Source organism: Mesorhizobium vachelliae, assembly GCF_033977325.1.
Lineage (GTDB): Bacteria > Pseudomonadota > Alphaproteobacteria > Rhizobiales > Rhizobiaceae > Mesorhizobium > Mesorhizobium vachelliae.
This window is the reverse complement of sequence record NZ_JAVIIR010000038.1, coordinates 1-15,731: the sequence shown is the minus strand read 5'-3', so window position 1 is coordinate 15,731 and position 15,731 is coordinate 1. Positions and strand designations below refer to the sequence as shown.

Below are 15,731 nucleotides of genomic sequence, written 5' to 3'. Positions count from 1 at the left end.
ATGTCACCCGTTATGATAACCCGCAGTGATCGCCCCGGCGCGCCGACTAACGGCTGACCGCCATGCACGCATCACACGACTTCGGGAAAGGTGCCTTGGTGCACCGCTTACTGTTTTCCCACACGTAAGCGGTGTTTCCGGGCCACCTTTCGGGAGTGATCGCGATCTGTGAGGCTACCGATCCTGTATTGGGATCGGAGATAGACTTGTGTCTGGACTTGACCTTACGCTTGACCCGGAGCGGCAGCCTCGGCGTTTCGAGGTGATCAACGGCGCTGGCGGCCGGCGTCACTGGTCGATGGATGACAAGGCGCGGATCGTCGCGGAGACGCTGGAACCGAACGCAATCATTTCCGAAGTCGCCCGCCGTTATGGTCTCAGGCCGCAGCAGGTGTTCGCCTGGCGGCGCGAAGCGCGCAAACAGGCCGCTTCGGCGCAGCAGGAATCCCCGGCCTTCGTGCCGGCGGTGGTGACGGCGCCGCCTCCGGAACCCGCGCCGAAGCGTCCAGCACAGCCGCGGAAGCGGAAGACTACCCGAGATGCTGGGGTGATCGAGCTTGAGATCGACGGCATCGCCATGCGGGTTGGCCGCGGCGCCGACGCCAGGACGGTTGCGGCGGTCATCCGTGCGCTGAAGGCAACGTCGTGATCGGGCCGACGGGCGCCGTCAAGGTCATGGTAGCGACGAAGCCGGTGGACTTCCGCAAGGGTGCGGAGGGGCTGGCCGCGTTGGTGCGCGAGACGATGGGCGCCGATCCGTTCAGTGGCGCAGTCTATGTGTTCCGGGCGAAACGAACGGATCGGATCAAGCTGATCTTCTGGGACGGTACCGGCGTCTGCCTCTATGCGAAGCGGCTGACGGCCGCTCAGTTGTCGGCGCTGCTTGAGGGGCTTGATTGGCGGCGGGTTCATGAAGCCCGCCGGACGCGCGCTCCGGCGCAGGCGGGTTGATCCGCGACCAAGTGAATCAGCCTGGATTCCGCTGTCGCCCGGAACTGGCGAATATGGTCTGATCCGATCATGGCGATGACGGCGGACCAGCTTCCCGACGATCCAGATGTGCTGAAGGCGATGGTCCTGGCGCGCGATGTCGAGAATGCCCGCCTGACCCAGATCATCAAGGAGTTGCAGCGTCACCGCTTCGGCCGACGCGCCGAGAGCCTGCCCGAAGATCAACTGCTCCTTGGCCTCGAGGAGGCCGAGCAGATCGAGGCGGCCGGCGAGGAAGATGCCGAACGTGCCGATCCTGCCGCGCGCAGGGAGCGCACCGCAAAGCGGCGGAGGAACCGGGGCGCGCTGCCGTCGCATCTGCCGCGCGTCGAGATGGTCGTCGACATCGAGGACCATGCCTGCCCATGCTGCCGCAACGGACTTCATCGGATCGGCGAAGACGTCAGCGAACGGCTCGACATCGTGCCGGCGCAACTGCGCGTGATCGTCGTGCGCCGGCCCAAATATGCCTGTCGTGCCTGCGAGGACGTTGTCGTGCAGGCTCCAGCGCCCGCCCGGCTGATCGAAGGCGGCCTGCCAACCGAGGCGACGGTCGCCCAGGTTCTGGTCTCCAAATATGCCGATCACCTGCCGCTCTATCGCCAGGCGCAGATCTACGCCCGGCAGGGCATCAACCTCGACCGATCCACGCTCGCCGACTGGGTCGGCCGCGCGGCCTGGCATCTGCGTCCAGTCCACGAGCGGCTGCTGGAGAAGCTGAAAGCCTCGCCGAAGCTCTTTGCCGACGAGACCACGGCGCCGGTGCTCGATCCCGGCCGCGGCAAGACCAAGACCGGACAGCTCTGGGCTTACGCCTGCGATGACCGGCCATGGAACGGAAGCGACCCACCGGGCGTCGCCTATGTCTATGCGCCGGACCGAAAGGCGGAGCGCCCGATTGCTCATCTCGCAGGCTTTGCCGGAATCCTGCAGGTCGACGGATATGGTGGCTATCGGGTGCTCGCCGACAAGAGCGGCGCAACGCTCGCCTTCTGCTGGGCACACGTGCGCCGGCGCTTCTACGAACTCGCCGCAGCTGGCCCAGCGCCGATCGCGAGCGAGGCGCTCAGGCGCATCGCAGAACTCTATCGCGTCGAGGACGACATCCGCAGCCAGCCGGCAGACGCACGTCGTGCCGTGCGCCAGGAAAGGAGCCGGCCGATCCTGGCCGAGCTCGAGCCGTGGCTGCGCGAGAAGCTCGGCCTCATCAGCCAGAAGACCAAGCTCGCCGAGGCGATCCGCTACACGCTGTCACGCTGGGAGGGACTCGCCCGCTTCCTCGACGACGGCCGCATCGAGCTCGACTCCAATACCGTCGAGCGGTCGATCCGCCCGATCGCGCTCAACCGAAAGAACGCCCTCTTCGCGGGCTCCGACGGCGGCGCCGAGCACTGGGCCGCCATCGCTTCGCTGATCGAGACGTGCAAGCTGAACGACGTCGAGCCGCTCGGCTACCTCGCCGACGTGCTCGCCAAGATCGTCAACGGCCACCCAAACAGCCAGATCGACGAGCTTCTGCCCTGGGCCTACATCGCCGCTCCCGAGCTTAAGGCCGTGGCCTGAGAACACCGCTTACTCCCACACCAGCTTCCAGTTCGCTTTTTCGACGATGGTCGAGGTGTGCGCGACCTTTGCATTGCGCAGATCGTGCACCTCGAGATAAGGGCGGGCGGTTTTGGCAAACGGCTCGAAATCCGGCGGCGTCCGACAGGCAGATGTAGATCAACCCTTCGAGTTGACGCAGGTTTACCGGTCTGCGGCCGTGTTTCGACGCGTCGAAGCCGGGGCCCATATCATTGCCCCAGATCAGCTTGCCATCGAGTTCATAGGTCCACTGATGGTAAGGGCAGACGAGTTTGGCGACCTGGCCGTTCCGCGCCTTGCAAATTATCGAGCCTCGATGACGGCACGTATTGTGAAACGACCGGATTCGCCATCGCGCCCCCGAACGACAATCACCTCGTAAGCGCCTACGCGCAATGTGATATAGCTTCCCGGCTTGGAGAGCTGGCAGGACGGGCCGCGTAGAGCCATTCCTTGTAGAAAATGTGCTTGAGATCGAGTTGGTAAACCAGTTGCAAGGTATAGAACGGCTGTTCAAGAGCATAGCCCGATAATCGGCGTCTGAGCATATCTTGGATCGAGGCTGTCATCGGAAATTCCACGGGCTGAGCTTAGGTTTTAAGCCGCAATTTTTTCGCGCTAGTGCCGTTCCGCAATAGCATTAATGTTTAACATGATTTAGTTTAGCTGATCCATTTGCTCCTATCTAGGCTTCGGTCGAGACTGGGAGTCTCCGAAGAGGCACTGATGGTTTCGTAATACAAAGCTGTCGACTAGGCATAACTTTGGGTCGCCGGGGACATCCAAGCGCGGTGTGACGCCCAAGCCTGGCCCGGTGGGAGCCAACTATCCGCCTACCACCGGAAAGTCCCCCGATGGCGGCGTCGCTAAGCAATACCCGCGCGAAACGCCGAGGGCGTGACAGGCAACATAAGTCAATCCGAATGGCGTGCTTTCGCCCCAGCCTTCCAACCACAAGCTGTTTCAATCCTGACTATCGTAGCGTCGGAACTGCGGTATTCTCGGCCGCCTGAAGAAGGGTAGACTCCTCCGAATAGGTAGATCGACCCTGTAGACGTCTACGAACGCGAAAAACCGGTCGCTCTGGGCAGTCAGAATTCCGACCGGAATGCCAATGACAAGGCAAACAGCAACGGCGGCGAATACGATGACAAGGGTCGTCATCGCTTCAGACCAACACACCAAGGAAGCCTATGACGAACAAAGTGGCGACGGTGCCGGCCATCAGGCGCACGCCGCTCACCCACCATGCTATGAGGCCACTAGCGTTGCCTCTTCTAGAAATCGGTCTCCTGCTAGCGTCGGCCGGAGCCGGCGTGATTGCGTTCAAAGAGCTCAGTTCCGACTTGATTTTCGAGGCCGCGCACTCCTCGACTAACGGTCGACTGCTGTACGTTCAGCACAGCCGCGGCACGGCGAAAGCTACCGTGTTTGGCTGAAATCAATGCGTAGCGAAACAATCGAAGATCCACTATGCGATGGTCCGAGGCTGAGGAGACCCGTGTAGGCGCGATCAAAATACAACCACCTCGGAATAGTGCGTTCAACCTGGTTCACGCTATCTGGCCACTGACAACAATGTGCTTTTCGGCGCTTGACCTATCGTCGATTTGCAGCACACTGTCGTCTCTGCATCAAATACTTCGTTGTCCGGTGGAAACCTCCGCTCGCTGGGATGGGTAAATCGAAGCAAATCGAGCTTCGGGTCCGGACTTCAACTTCCCATGAATATCGCGGGCCGCTTTTCAAGCAGGGCGGCCACGGCTTCCTTGTGGTCATTGGTTTGGTGACATTCGCCTTGGAGGACGGCTGACAACTCCAAAATATCTTCAAGCCGGGCGTGCGTACTCTCCCTCAGTAGCCTCTTGGCCATGCGCAGTTGCAGCGGCGGATTGATTGAGATGCGTCTGGCCAGTTGCCAAGCCGCCGGCATTAACCCATCCGCAGGGAAGACGTTCGACACTAGACCCCAACTGAGCGCAGTTGCGGCGTCGATTGAATCGCCTGTGAACGTCATCTCGGCAGCGCGCGCCATCCCAATCGTACGCGGCAGTAACCAAGCGCCACCATCCCCGGGAATGATACCAACCCGGACGAAGTTCTCGGCAAAGACCGCACTTTCGCTGGCTAGGCGGATGTCGCACATCATCGCAAGATCGCAGCCCGCGCCATAGGCGGGGCCGTTGACCGCCGCTATAACCGGCACTTCCAGAGCAGCCATCGCAAGTGGGATGCGCTGTATCCCTTGGCGATACTTTGCGGCGATCTCGGCGGCATTTCCAAAGAAAGTGCCGACTCGATCGCGCATGTGCTTAAGATTACCGCCGGAGGAAAATCCCGCGCCGGCGCCAGTCACTATCACGCAGCGGATGTCCATGTCGGCTTGAATGTCATTGCAACGCTCGACGAAGGCCTCGACAAAATCGAGATCGGTGATTGGGTTACGCAACTCGGGCTGGTTGAGCGTCAACGTCGCAACGTGACCGTCGCGTTCAAAGATCAGCTTGTCCGACACAGCGTCAGTCTCCATCGTTGCTGAAGATCATGCGGGCGTCGACGACGTCGTAGCCGTCATCTCTGGCTATGATCGGGTTGAGGTCGATCTCGGCAATCTCCGGGTGTAACTGCGAGACCATCGCGACCTTCATGATCAGGTCAACAAGAGCTGACTTATCGACGGGGGCCGCGCCGCGCACCCCATTGAGAATTGCCTTGGACTGGATTTCCTCGATCATCTCTTGTGCATCTTCGTCGCAGATCGGCAGCGCACGGAACGAGACGTCCTTTAGCACCTCAACAAAGATACCGCCCAGCCCGAACATGATGACCGGACCGAAGATTGGATCATGAACTACGCCAACGATGACTTCGACGCCGGGGCGCGCCATGGGGGAGACCAGCACGCCGTGAATGCGTGCTCGCGGGTTGAAGGCATGGGCATTTTCGAGAATTGCCTCGAAACTCGAACACAGTGCCTTTCCTCCCGAGATCTCGAGCTTTACACCGCCGGCCTCAGACTTGTGCAGTATATCCTGACTGACGATCTTCATGGCCATGGGATCGTCGCCCAGCTTCGCGGTCACATGGACCAGTTCGCCGGCTTCGCGAACCACAAGATGGGGCGGAACAGTAACGCCGTAAGTTGCCAAAAGGGTTTTGGCCTCGTGCTCGTAGAGCGAATCTCGCCCCTCGCTCCGGGCGCCCGAGATGATCGACTGGGCCGCCTTCTTCGCCGGCCCGGGAATGAGTGGCTGCGCGCGGGCAATTCGCCGGCGAGCCCCAGAATAGCGAACCAACTCAGCGACGCACCGCACCGCATTCTCCGGCCAAATGAACAGCGGAATGCCCAACTCCTTCAAATACTCCAGCGGTTTGGGGCGGAGTGTGCCGTAGACGCTTTGCACGACCAACGGCTTGCCATAGCGTCGAGCCAAGTCGGCGACTCTTCTTGACGTCTCGATCTCCATTTCAAGCAGGGATTCGGAGAAACGCATCGCATAGCCGCCGAAGATGCCAATGATCATTAAGATGTCGACGCCAGGATCTTCGAGCAGAATCTGGGCGCAGTCGGCGAAGCATGCAGGGTTCTCGTCGGTGCCGCCGGCCACATCTACAGGATTGGTCAGGGACGCGGATGCCGGCAACATACCCGCCAGTCTCATCCGCGTTTCATCGGAAAGCTCAGCGAGGGTGAGTCCATGTTCGATCAGCGTGTCTGTGGTGATAGTGCCGTGTCCACCGCCGTCGGACAGGATGGCAACCCTATCGCCGGAAGCCACCGGCAGTTTGCTCAGGCCCTCGGCAACCGACAGGATTTTGTCGGATTGCTCGATGACCGTTGCGCCAGCCTGGCGCAAAAGGTCGCGGGTCAGCGCAAAGCTGCCGGCCAGTGCGCCGGTATGGGAACTGGCGGCATTCTGACCAGCAGCGGTTCGGCCGGACTTGTAGATGATGACCGGCTTCTTCTTCGCTACCTCCCGGCATACATCGAGGAACTTCCTACCGTTTTTGAAACCTTCGACATAAAAGACGGCAGCCTTGGTCTCCTGATCCTGTCCGAAATACTCAAGATACTCATTGAAACGGACGTCGAGTTGATTGCCGACTCCGACATAGGTCGAAAAGCCCAGGCCGCCGCGCCGTTTAGCTTCCGTGATGAGCGCGAGCGACATATTCCCCGACTGCGAGACAATACCTATGCCACCCGGCTCGACCCCTTGCACACCGACCAGGTTCATGCGGTTGTGCAGGTTGAACACCCCGTTAGTGTTAGGCCCGATGATACGGACGTTGTTGCGCTGGGCGACAGCTAGACACTCGTCGGCGAGTTTTGCGCCCTCCGGCCCGATCTCTGCAAAACCGGCTGCCAGCACAATCACGCCGGTAATGCCCTTTTGCCCGCATTGATCCAAGATGCCCGGCGACATCTTGGCCGGCGTGCATATCAGCGCGGCATCGATCGTTTCGCCTACGTCGAGAACAGACGGATAGCATTTGAGGCCGAGGATTTCGCGGGACTTGGGGTTAATGGGGAAGATGCGGCCGGCAAATCCGTCTGACAGCAATTGCCTAATAGCTTGGTAGCCACGCTTTGCCGGATCGCTTGAAGCGCCAATGATTGCAAGCGACCGGGCGCAAAGAATGCGGTTCAATGCAGTGTTCATGTTGATATTCCGAAATGGATTGTCTTAGCGGCCTGTGAAAACTGGTCGACGCTTTTCGGCGAAGTCATCCACGCCTTCCTGCCAATCCGCGGTTACCATGCAGGCACGCAAGGACTCGAGTTCGGTAATCAGTCGCGCTTCAAGGCTACGGCCTGGATCATTCAGATGCTCCTTGGCGAACCGCATTGAAAGAGGCGCCTTACTCGCGAGCATCTGGACGAATTCGTCCACGCCCGCCTCAAACTTTTCATCATCGAATGCCCGGAGAGCAAGGCCGATGGCGGCGGCTTCCCGGCCGTTGACGCGCCGATCGGTCATAATCAATTCTCGCGCTCTGGCAAGGCCGACCAGACGGGGCAGAATCCCCGAAACGCCGCCACCGATGAAGGTGCCGATCGATACTTCCGGAAGCCAGAGAAGGGCCGATTCCTTCATAAGGATGAAGTCGGACGAAATCGCCATTTCCGCCCCTGCTCCCGACGCAAAACCGTTTACAGCAGCGACAACCGGCAACCGGCTGCACTGGATGCGCCGGCAGACTTCATTGCCAAGCACGAGATAGTCGCGTTGCTGGCGTGGAGTTCTCTCGCCCTTTCCGTGCTCCTTCAGGTCCGCACCGACGCAGAACGCACGCCCTTCTCCTGTTAGCACGATCACACGCACCTGATCGTCATCTTCGGCGGCATGAAGCGCCGCCAAGACTTCATGACAAAACTGTTCGACCACGGCATTGAGCCGTTGCGAGCGATTGAATCGGATTTCCGCCGGTGCGTCACGGCGCGTGTAGATGATGGTTTCGTAGGGCATTGCTCTCTCACAAGTAGGCACAGCTAGCCGGATGGTTGTTGGCTGTTCCAGTTGGCATTGAAGGTTTCGGTGGCCAACCGATCTGTTTGACGATCGCCATCATGGCCTGATCCCGCGCGGGCGCTCGTTGCGACGGCGCAGCAACTCTGGCGTCGCCAGCAGGAGGACCGAGACCAGGATATCGTTATCTTCTTCACGATATCGGAAGGTGTGTCCGCATCGGCAGTGGATACCGCAGTCATCGTTACGATGAGAGCGGCGCAAAGAGAGGTGAGCGATTTGGACCTTGAAGTCTGTTTCATTCGTTATTCCCCTTGGTGCTGAGCCAGTACATTCCACTGGCTTCCAACGCAGCTTCGACGGCAGCGATCCTGTCGCCCGCCTTTTCCTCTGCCTGGGAGATAGCCAGGCCAATCAAGGTCTCGATGAGAAGGATTGGCTGGACATAGGTTGAGAAAAAGCCTGGGTTCTCGGTCGATACTACAAAGAGATGCCTAGCGACTTCGGCAATGGGCGAGAGTGGGCTGTCCGAGATACTAAGAATGCGGGTTCCGCGAGCAGCTGCGATCTCGACGGCGGAGACCGACTTGGTCGCATAGGGGGAAAACGCGATGGCGATGATCATATCTTCTGGCCCGAGCGTGGCTATAGTCGCCATCGAATCTAGGTCCACCTCATGCCAATTCGGAAACGCCAAAGAGGCGATGTAGCTGCTATAACGGGCGATCGGGCCCGAACTCATGGAGCCAACGAACCAAACTGAGCGGGCTGCCAAAAGGTCCCGAACAGCCGCTTCGAGCGCAGCATTTGGTATGTTGTGGGCCAGATTGGAAAGGCCAGCGCACGCCGAGGCGACGTTCCGTTCAAGGAGTCCGGCGGGGTCGCTAGATTGTCGGGAATTTAGCCTTAGTCGTTCCGCCTGGACCGAGAAGCGGCTCTTAGCGCGCAGCCATTCCTTGCAGTCTTGCTGCAATTCCTCGAAGCCCTGATAGCCCAATGTTCTCGTGAGCCGCGTGATCGTTGGCGGACTCACGTCGGTCTTCTGCGCGATTTGCCGGAGCGATCGTAAGGCAACCTCGTCCTGATTGCGTGACATCCACTCCGCCACCCGGCGCATGCCTGGTGTCAACTCCTCGCCGCATTTTCGGATTTTTTCGTTCAGCGCGTTGGTGGGGGTTGCCATGGTTCCGATTCGTATGTAACAAATGTTACCTATAATCTTCACATATGAAACACGACGTGTCAATCGTTCAGCTTAGGCGGTCTACCGCCGTGATCTGATACCTGTGACGCGAGGCATCGAGGTGGGTCCATGACGCGGCATGCAGGTATCGTTGTTGTCGACCCTAGGAGGGGTCGTTCATCGAATGTCGATGCGCTGCCGACTGCCATTTTTAGGCTCAACGTCAGTGACGAGCTCTCACCGATTCGCTGGAGGGTAAGAATCTTGTCAGGACGCATAGAGCGAAATGCGCCGCCAGCCCGGCTTGCGGCCCTCCTAGACTTGAAACTGTTGAGTTGAATGAATGATGACTGACCACTCTGCCAAAAATTTACCCCTACATGCGTCCGTCGTCGTTATTGGCGGCGGCATAATGGGATGCTCGACCCTCTACCACCTTGCGAAGATGGGCGTGTCCGACACAATTCTGCTTGAGCGCAACGCCTTGACCTCAGGAACGACCTGGCACTCGGCCGCCCAGGTCCGCGCTCTACGAAATTCCCGCAATCTCACCCGGATGATCCAGTATTCGGTGGATCTCTATTCGCAGCTTGAGCAGGAAACCGGTCAATCGGTGGGCTGGATCCAGAAGGGCTCGCTTTCGATCGCGACCAACACGGACCGATTGACCCACATCCGGCGGCAGGAGGCCTTAGCCCATGCTTACGGGATCAATGCCCGGTCCATCTCCGCCGAAGAAGCCAAGGAGCGATGGCCGCTCATGAATGCTGAGGACGTTCAGGGTGCTGTATGGTCGCCCGATGACGGACGCGTCTCGCCATCCGATGTTTGTGCAGCTCTGGTGAAAGCCGCAAAGAGACTGGGCGCCAAACTGTTCGAGCGCACTGGCGTGACGGGCATCCTGACCGAGAACGGCCGCATCCGCGGCGTCGAGACGAGCAAAGGTACGGTTATGTGCGACGCGATCGCACTGTGCACCGGCCTCTGGTCTCGAGAGGTGGGGGCAATGGCCGGAGCCGCAGTACCGGCGCTCGCCTGCGAGCACTTTTACCTGCTTACCAAGCCAATCGATGGAATTATTGGCAATACTCCCACCCTGTCGGATCATGACAACCACCTCTACATCCGCGACGACTCCGGCGGTTTGCTTGTCGGTTGCTTCGAGCCGATGGGCAAACCCATTGCACCAGGTGTTCTCAATGAGAATTTTGAATTCAGTCTGCTTCCGGAGGATTGGGAGCATTTCGAACCGATGATGGTGAAAGCGCTGCACCGTCTGCCGGCATTGGAAGATGCCGAAGTGAAGATGTTGTTGAACGGGCCGGAGAGCTTTACACCCGATGGCACCTTCATGCTGGGCGAGACTGCCGAAACAAAGGGTCTGTACCTGGGGTGCGGGATGAATTCGGTGGGGATAGCCTCGGGCGGCGGCGCGGGAATGAACTTGGCCCATTGCATTGTCCATGGCCACACCGCCTACGATCTCAGCGAGGCCGATGCCAAGCGCTTCGCGCCCATCTTCAACAATGTCGAGCACCTGACGGCCCGCGCGCCGGAAATTCTGGGCACGCATTACGACATCGCCTATCCCGGAAAGCAGCTAAAAACTGCGCGCAACCTGCGCGCGCTTCCGCTCGATAGGCCCTATCGCGAAGCGAGGGCGCATATGGGTCAGTTTTACGGCTGGGAGCGCCCGCTCTACTTTGGCAAGTCCACCGAGCCCGCCATGCGGTTCGACCGTCCGGACTGGTTCGAGAACGTGCGCGCTGAAGTCAAGGCTGCGCATGAGCGCGCCGCAATCTTCGACGCATCGCCTTTCGGCAAGATCGACGTTGAGGGTCCTGATGCCGAAGTGTTCCTGCTGCATGTTTGCTCCGGGTATGTTGGGCGTGCCGCTGGATCGGTGATCTACACAGCCATGCTCAATGAGCGCGGCACCTTCGAATCCGATCTGACTGCCCAGCGCATCGCCTATGATCACTACCGCCTCTTTGTCGGCACAACCTCAATCAGCCGCGACTTTGCATGGCTGCGCCGCCATTCGGAAGGGTTTGACGTTTCCCTGACTGACAATACAGAAACCTATGCGGTGCTTGGTCTGATGGGCCCACAGGCAGCGCAGATCATCCGCGAATGTGGCGCGGGGGAGTCGGCCGGACTCGCTTATTTCAAGCACGGCATCGCTCATATCTCGGGAAAACAGGTGCGGGCCGCGCGAATGTCCTACGTCGGCGAGGCGGGATGGGAACTGACGTGCTTGGCGGAAGATGCGCCAGCCATCTACGCCGAGTTGACGGCAGCTGGGGCTGAGCCTGCCGGATTGTTCGCCCAGACATCGATGCGCATCGAGAAAGGTTTCTGTGCCATGGGACACGAGCTGGACAGTGGGGTCACGCCGATCGCCGTAGGACTCGATTTCGCGGTTCGGAAGAGCGGTGGGTTCATCGGGGCAGATGCCCTTGAAGAAGCGCGTGCACGAGGCGATGTCTCGCAGATAGTCTCGCTTCTGTTAGACAATGAGATGGCTATGCCGCTTGGCCACGAGCCGATCTACTTTGATGGCCACATTGTTGGACAGACTTCCTCGTGTGCTTTCGGTTATCGCATCGGCAAACCCGTGGCGCTCGGCCATAGCAGCGAGCGGCTGGAGAGTGGCGCAAGGGTGAAGGTCGATATCGCCCGTCAGATGTTCGACGCGACGGTCACGCTTGGCCCGATCTTTGACCCTGGCGGCACCCGCATGAAGAGCTAGCTCTCATGTTCCCTGTCAAGCAGAGGGCGAGAGGAGATCAGCTGCTTGGCAGGTTTGCGAAGCAGCCGGATCGGCTGAAGCTGCACAGGGCCAGAGGGCGGGCGTCGGGGCGCATCGGCTCGGCCACATAACTAGCGACGGGAGTTCCCCACCGTGGCCCCACCCCCAGCACTATGGTTCAGCGCAGCGCGACCTATTTTGCGGAGAAGGGCCGGGAAGTAGAACCGCTAGCCAAGACCCCTCCGGATGCATCCAACGCCTTCACGAGGATGTTGTAGAAATGGGGCCCACCGTCGGGGCATGGCCCCCTATATCGGAAGGCTCCATACTGCAGCGAGGTTTGCCCTTTGTAGGCAACGGTTCCGCCGCCATGGTTATAGGCAGAGCTGCTATCCGTCATTATGATTTGAAGTTTCGCAGTACCTTGAGGAACCCCTGACAGAGTTATGGGGGGTGACTTGGGTCAAAGCATCGTTTCGTAGGTCCCCATTCAAATGAGACCCCGAGCTCGGCAGCGAATGCCGCCGATGTCGCAATCGAGAACGCAAAAGCGAATAAAAGTCTATTCATAAGTTCCTCTGCAGGGAAAGCGGATCTCGATGCGCGCTTCGCGAGCTCTGTGGAGAGCGTACCGCGCTTTGGTTAAGGGAAGGCTCGATCGCCCCTGTCTTGCCCTCCAACTGGGGCCGTCATCGAGAGCCGGACCTTTGTGTTTTCCGGTTCCCTCTTCGGAGCGTCATAGCAACTTGATCCGATCATTGCGGAAGCCACTACTTTCCATCGACGGGGCTGGCGTGCGCCCCATTTCGCTTGCTCGATTCTCGACGATGGACCCGCTAAAAAGGGCGCCCGGGAACTGGGCGCCCTTCTTATCGGCGAATGCTCGGAATTGGAGGTCAGTGCCCAAGCTATCCGCCGACAACCAAATTGAAGCGCTCGCAGGCACCGCTTCGAACGCGGAGCCAGCCGCTCAATCGTCAGAACGAGCGCTGGAAGCGGAGGAAGCCGCCTACGTTGTTCTTCTTGTCGGCCGCGGTCCAGTTGCCGAAGGGGGTGCCATCGTTGAAATGGCCAAAGTGATCGTAATCAACTTCCGCCGTAACCGTGAGACCGGAGACGATGTCGTAGGCAACGTTGGCCGCCACGCCATAGTTCTTATCCGCGTCACCCGACACTTGGAGATTAAATGAGGTCTTCGGATTGAACTTGTAGGTGCCGCCGGCCCACCAAGCCCAGTGGCCGCCCCACTGCTTGTAGAAGTCGCGGCCGCTGGCGACGTCGAGTGAATGCTTGTCGGTGCCGTAGCCGAACATGGCAAACAGTGACAGCTCGCTGGTCACGTTGAAGTCAGCACGAACCTTGCCGGCCCATTCCTCGTAGTTGCTGTCATAGGCGACAACACCGGTAATGGCGCCCCAACCCTGCGTGTACTTCACGCCGCCGACGACATGCGGAACATAGCTGTCGATCGTGCCCACGTAGAAGACATTGTTGGTGTCCACCGAACCTTCTTCGAGCGATACAATGGCCGAGAAACCATTGCCGGCATCGAAGTTGTACTGGATGAGATTGGTGGAGAAATCACCGTAGGGAACGATGGTGTCATTAAGAACGTTGCCGGCATAGCCGATGAACGTATCGAAAGCCGAATCGTCCAAACCGACACGGAGCCCACCAAGCTGCATCCAGGCATAAACAAGCGCAGCGCCCTTGTTGTGGGCCTGATTGCCATCTGCCCCAGCGTAGTAGGCGCTGTTGCCGAACTGGATTTTGGTCTCGGTGTACGTCTTCAACGTGCCGAGCTCAGTTTCCTGACCGGTCCAGGTCTTTAGTTCGAAGCGGGCATTCTTGTGCCAGGTGCCCTGGTCCTTGCCGTTGAGAACGTCTGTCGAACGTGCGCCGTCGAAGCTGCCGACATCGCCAGCGCTGATGTCGTAACGGACATAGCCGCCGATGCGCAGGCAGGTTTCGGTGCCGGGGATGTAGAAGTAGCCCGAGCCGTACACGTCGCAGATCTTGACGTATTCAGCCGGTTCCGGCTCGGCGACGGTAACCGCGTCGGCGGCGCGAGCGCCGGAAACTGCGATCAGCGCCGCAGCTGAGCCGAGAAGAAGGCTCTTGATGTTCATAGTTGATCTCCATTCAAAGATTTGAAAAGGGCGAGGACGTCGATGGACGAACCGCTCCCTGTCCCCACGATCGAAAAAGATGCGCATCGCGGTGCATCCTTCCCGGTACGACGCTATTCATCGGCCGAGTTGGTGCAAGCTCAAATACTGAACGAAAGCCAGGTGCCAAAGTATTAGTGGCATTTTTGTCACTAAATTGTCAATATTATTTGCACGAATCGAACAACTGTACATCTGCACAAATCGCACAAGTGGCACATCGACTTTTGTACGCACGTATAGAATGCGCGGAAGACAGTCGCCGCACGAGTGATATGGCTTTCGGATGAGGAAGGCTGGCGCCCAGCCATCCTTAAAGAGATTCGATCAGAGCAAGGGCTTGGGCAGCCGACGCAACGTCGATGCTCATACCTTCTCTGAGCAATTCGATAGGAACGCGGCCTTTGAGAAGAGGGGAAGGGCTGATCAGCCACAGCCATGCCACTCTTGGATCGGCGATCGAGGAAAGCACTTGCTTGATGCCGGGGATGGGCCTGCCGTCGATGAACTGGGCTAAGGGAAATACATGCTTGCGGGAGCCTCTGCGAAAGGCGACCACATCGTTGTGCCGCTGCCACCAATACAGCGTCGACCGCGGTATTCCGAAACGTTTCTCCAGATGCGTTGACCCTGCAACTGGACCGGCCCACTCTGCAATGCGTGCGCCTTCTCTCGGGCAATCCTGCAGAACCGGATGCACGAGCGGACGATCGGCTGACCGGGGTCGCGAAGCGATCTCACTTGCCTGAGCGTTTAGCCGTCGCGCTGCTTCGGCCTCGAGCCGACTAAGAAGATCGGCGGCAACGGCTGTCGATTGGTTGGAAGGAGTACCTCGAGGCGCTGCGTCGGCTTCGTCACTCTGTCTTGCCCCATCGCGTTGGGCTAGAATGCGTTGCACCTCTTTTAACACGAAGCTTGAAAGCTCAGCCTGGCGCATTTCATCTGCAAGATCACTGGACCCTGACATATGTAGATTTCCCTGCATTCTCTCGGCAACCGCTGAAAGAGCGTTGAAGACATTGAAGTTTGGAGGACGGCGGTGTTGCGTATGTCGAGTGCTCGCGACTTAGCAGCCGTGGTACGGCTTCAACCTGTGCGGACGCCCATTGGTTCCTGACCCTTGCCGACGCCGCTGAAAAGTTGGAGGATTGGCGCAGATAGGTGCGCCCGCATGGTGCGATCGGGCAAGGGTCCCGATCTCGTTGCTCAATCACGCGCCGCCAGCCCGCCATCGTGAAGGCCCGGAAACTCCGCCTTCCGGCGGTCCAAAGAATGGTATCGGAGCACGTCCTCACAGCGCGATCGGATACAACGTCCCGATTGCGTTGCAAAATCTCGGTGGCGCTGCCAGCCTATCACCATGATCGCAGCCGGAAAACTCCAGCCTCCGGCGCTCCAAACTTCGGTCTCAGAGCAGGCGTAAAAGAGGCTCCAATTGCTGCCAGGATGAAAATTCGGGGGCGGGTCACGCTTGACCCGACAAAGTCTGGAGCGCAAAGAATGCCACAATCGCGCTCGTACACGACCTAAGAATTCCATGTTTCACTAAAGCCTCAACGGCCGGCTGTTCCCGATTGACTTTC

The 15,731-nt window shown here is 59.2% G+C and carries 11 protein-coding genes and 1 pseudogene; 4 read left to right on the top strand and 8 right to left on the bottom strand.

Annotated elements, in window-relative coordinates; genetic code table 11:
* The first annotated feature begins 208 nt into the window (after positions 1 to 208).
* The 3 genes from tnpA (at position 209) to tnpC (ending at position 2,553) form a co-directional block, all read left to right on the top strand.
* The gene (gene tnpA, locus RFM41_RS33495) at positions 209 to 649 is read left to right on the top strand and encodes an IS66-like element accessory protein TnpA (RefSeq protein ID WP_320253439.1); all 441 of its coding nucleotides are present in this window, start codon (positions 209 to 211) and stop codon (positions 647 to 649) included.
* A complete protein-coding gene (tnpB, locus tag RFM41_RS33490) occupies positions 646 to 951 on the top strand; it encodes an IS66 family insertion sequence element accessory protein TnpB (protein WP_320253438.1) in 306 nt (101 codons plus the stop codon). Before tnpA ends, tnpB begins: the two co-directional genes overlap by 4 nt.
* Positions 952 to 1,020: 69 nt before the next feature.
* Positions 1,021 to 2,553 carry an IS66 family transposase gene (gene tnpC, locus RFM41_RS33485; RefSeq protein ID WP_320253437.1) on the top strand — a complete coding sequence of 511 codons (1,533 nt, stop codon included), beginning with the start codon at positions 1,021 to 1,023 and terminating at the stop codon, positions 2,551 to 2,553.
* Positions 2,554 to 2,565: 12 nt separating this feature from the next.
* Here tnpC and RFM41_RS33480 read toward each other — a convergent pair.
* The 6 genes and pseudogenes from RFM41_RS33480 to RFM41_RS33460 form a co-directional block, all read right to left on the bottom strand.
* Positions 2,566 to 3,143 (bottom strand): annotated as a pseudogene (locus tag RFM41_RS33480) (aromatic ring-hydroxylating oxygenase subunit alpha); the annotation flags it as partial.
* Positions 3,144 to 3,869: 726 nt separating this feature from the next.
* On the bottom strand, positions 3,870 to 4,046 hold the full coding sequence (locus RFM41_RS34345; protein ID WP_430691604.1) for a LysR family transcriptional regulator: 177 nt from the start codon (positions 4,044 to 4,046) through the stop codon (positions 3,870 to 3,872).
* A gap of 242 nt (positions 4,047 to 4,288) precedes the next feature.
* Positions 4,289 to 5,089: a crotonase/enoyl-CoA hydratase family protein gene (locus RFM41_RS33475; protein ID WP_320253436.1), complete on the bottom strand. Its 801-nt coding sequence runs from the start codon at positions 5,087 to 5,089 to the stop codon at positions 4,289 to 4,291.
* A gap of 4 nt (positions 5,090 to 5,093) precedes the next feature.
* Entirely contained in the window at positions 5,094 to 7,238 is a 2,145-nt protein-coding gene (locus tag RFM41_RS33470) for an acetate--CoA ligase family protein (protein ID WP_320253435.1), read from the bottom strand.
* 24 nt (positions 7,239 to 7,262) lie between these two features.
* Positions 7,263 to 8,045: an enoyl-CoA hydratase/isomerase family protein gene (locus RFM41_RS33465; RefSeq protein ID WP_320253434.1), complete on the bottom strand. Its 783-nt coding sequence runs from the start codon at positions 8,043 to 8,045 to the stop codon at positions 7,263 to 7,265.
* 298 nt (positions 8,046 to 8,343) lie between these two features.
* On the bottom strand, positions 8,344 to 9,228 hold the full coding sequence (locus RFM41_RS33460; RefSeq protein WP_320253433.1) for a MurR/RpiR family transcriptional regulator: 885 nt from the start codon (positions 9,226 to 9,228) through the stop codon (positions 8,344 to 8,346).
* 343 nt (positions 9,229 to 9,571) lie between these two features.
* Here RFM41_RS33460 and RFM41_RS33455 point away from each other — a divergent pair, with 343 nt between their 5' ends.
* Complete coding sequence (locus RFM41_RS33455; RefSeq protein WP_320253432.1) at positions 9,572 to 11,980, top strand: GcvT family protein; 2,409 nt, start codon at positions 9,572 to 9,574, stop codon at positions 11,978 to 11,980.
* Between the two features lie 977 nt (positions 11,981 to 12,957).
* Here the strand turns inward: RFM41_RS33455 and RFM41_RS33445 are convergent.
* Positions 12,958 to 14,109 carry a porin gene (locus tag RFM41_RS33445; protein WP_320253430.1) on the bottom strand — a complete coding sequence of 384 codons (1,152 nt, stop codon included), beginning with the start codon at positions 14,107 to 14,109 and terminating at the stop codon, positions 12,958 to 12,960.
* Positions 14,110 to 14,461: 352 nt separating this feature from the next.
* Positions 14,462 to 15,115: an antitoxin Xre/MbcA/ParS-like domain-containing protein gene (locus tag RFM41_RS33440; protein ID WP_320253429.1), complete on the bottom strand. Its 654-nt coding sequence runs from the start codon at positions 15,113 to 15,115 to the stop codon at positions 14,462 to 14,464.
* Positions 15,116 to 15,731 lie beyond the last annotated feature (616 nt).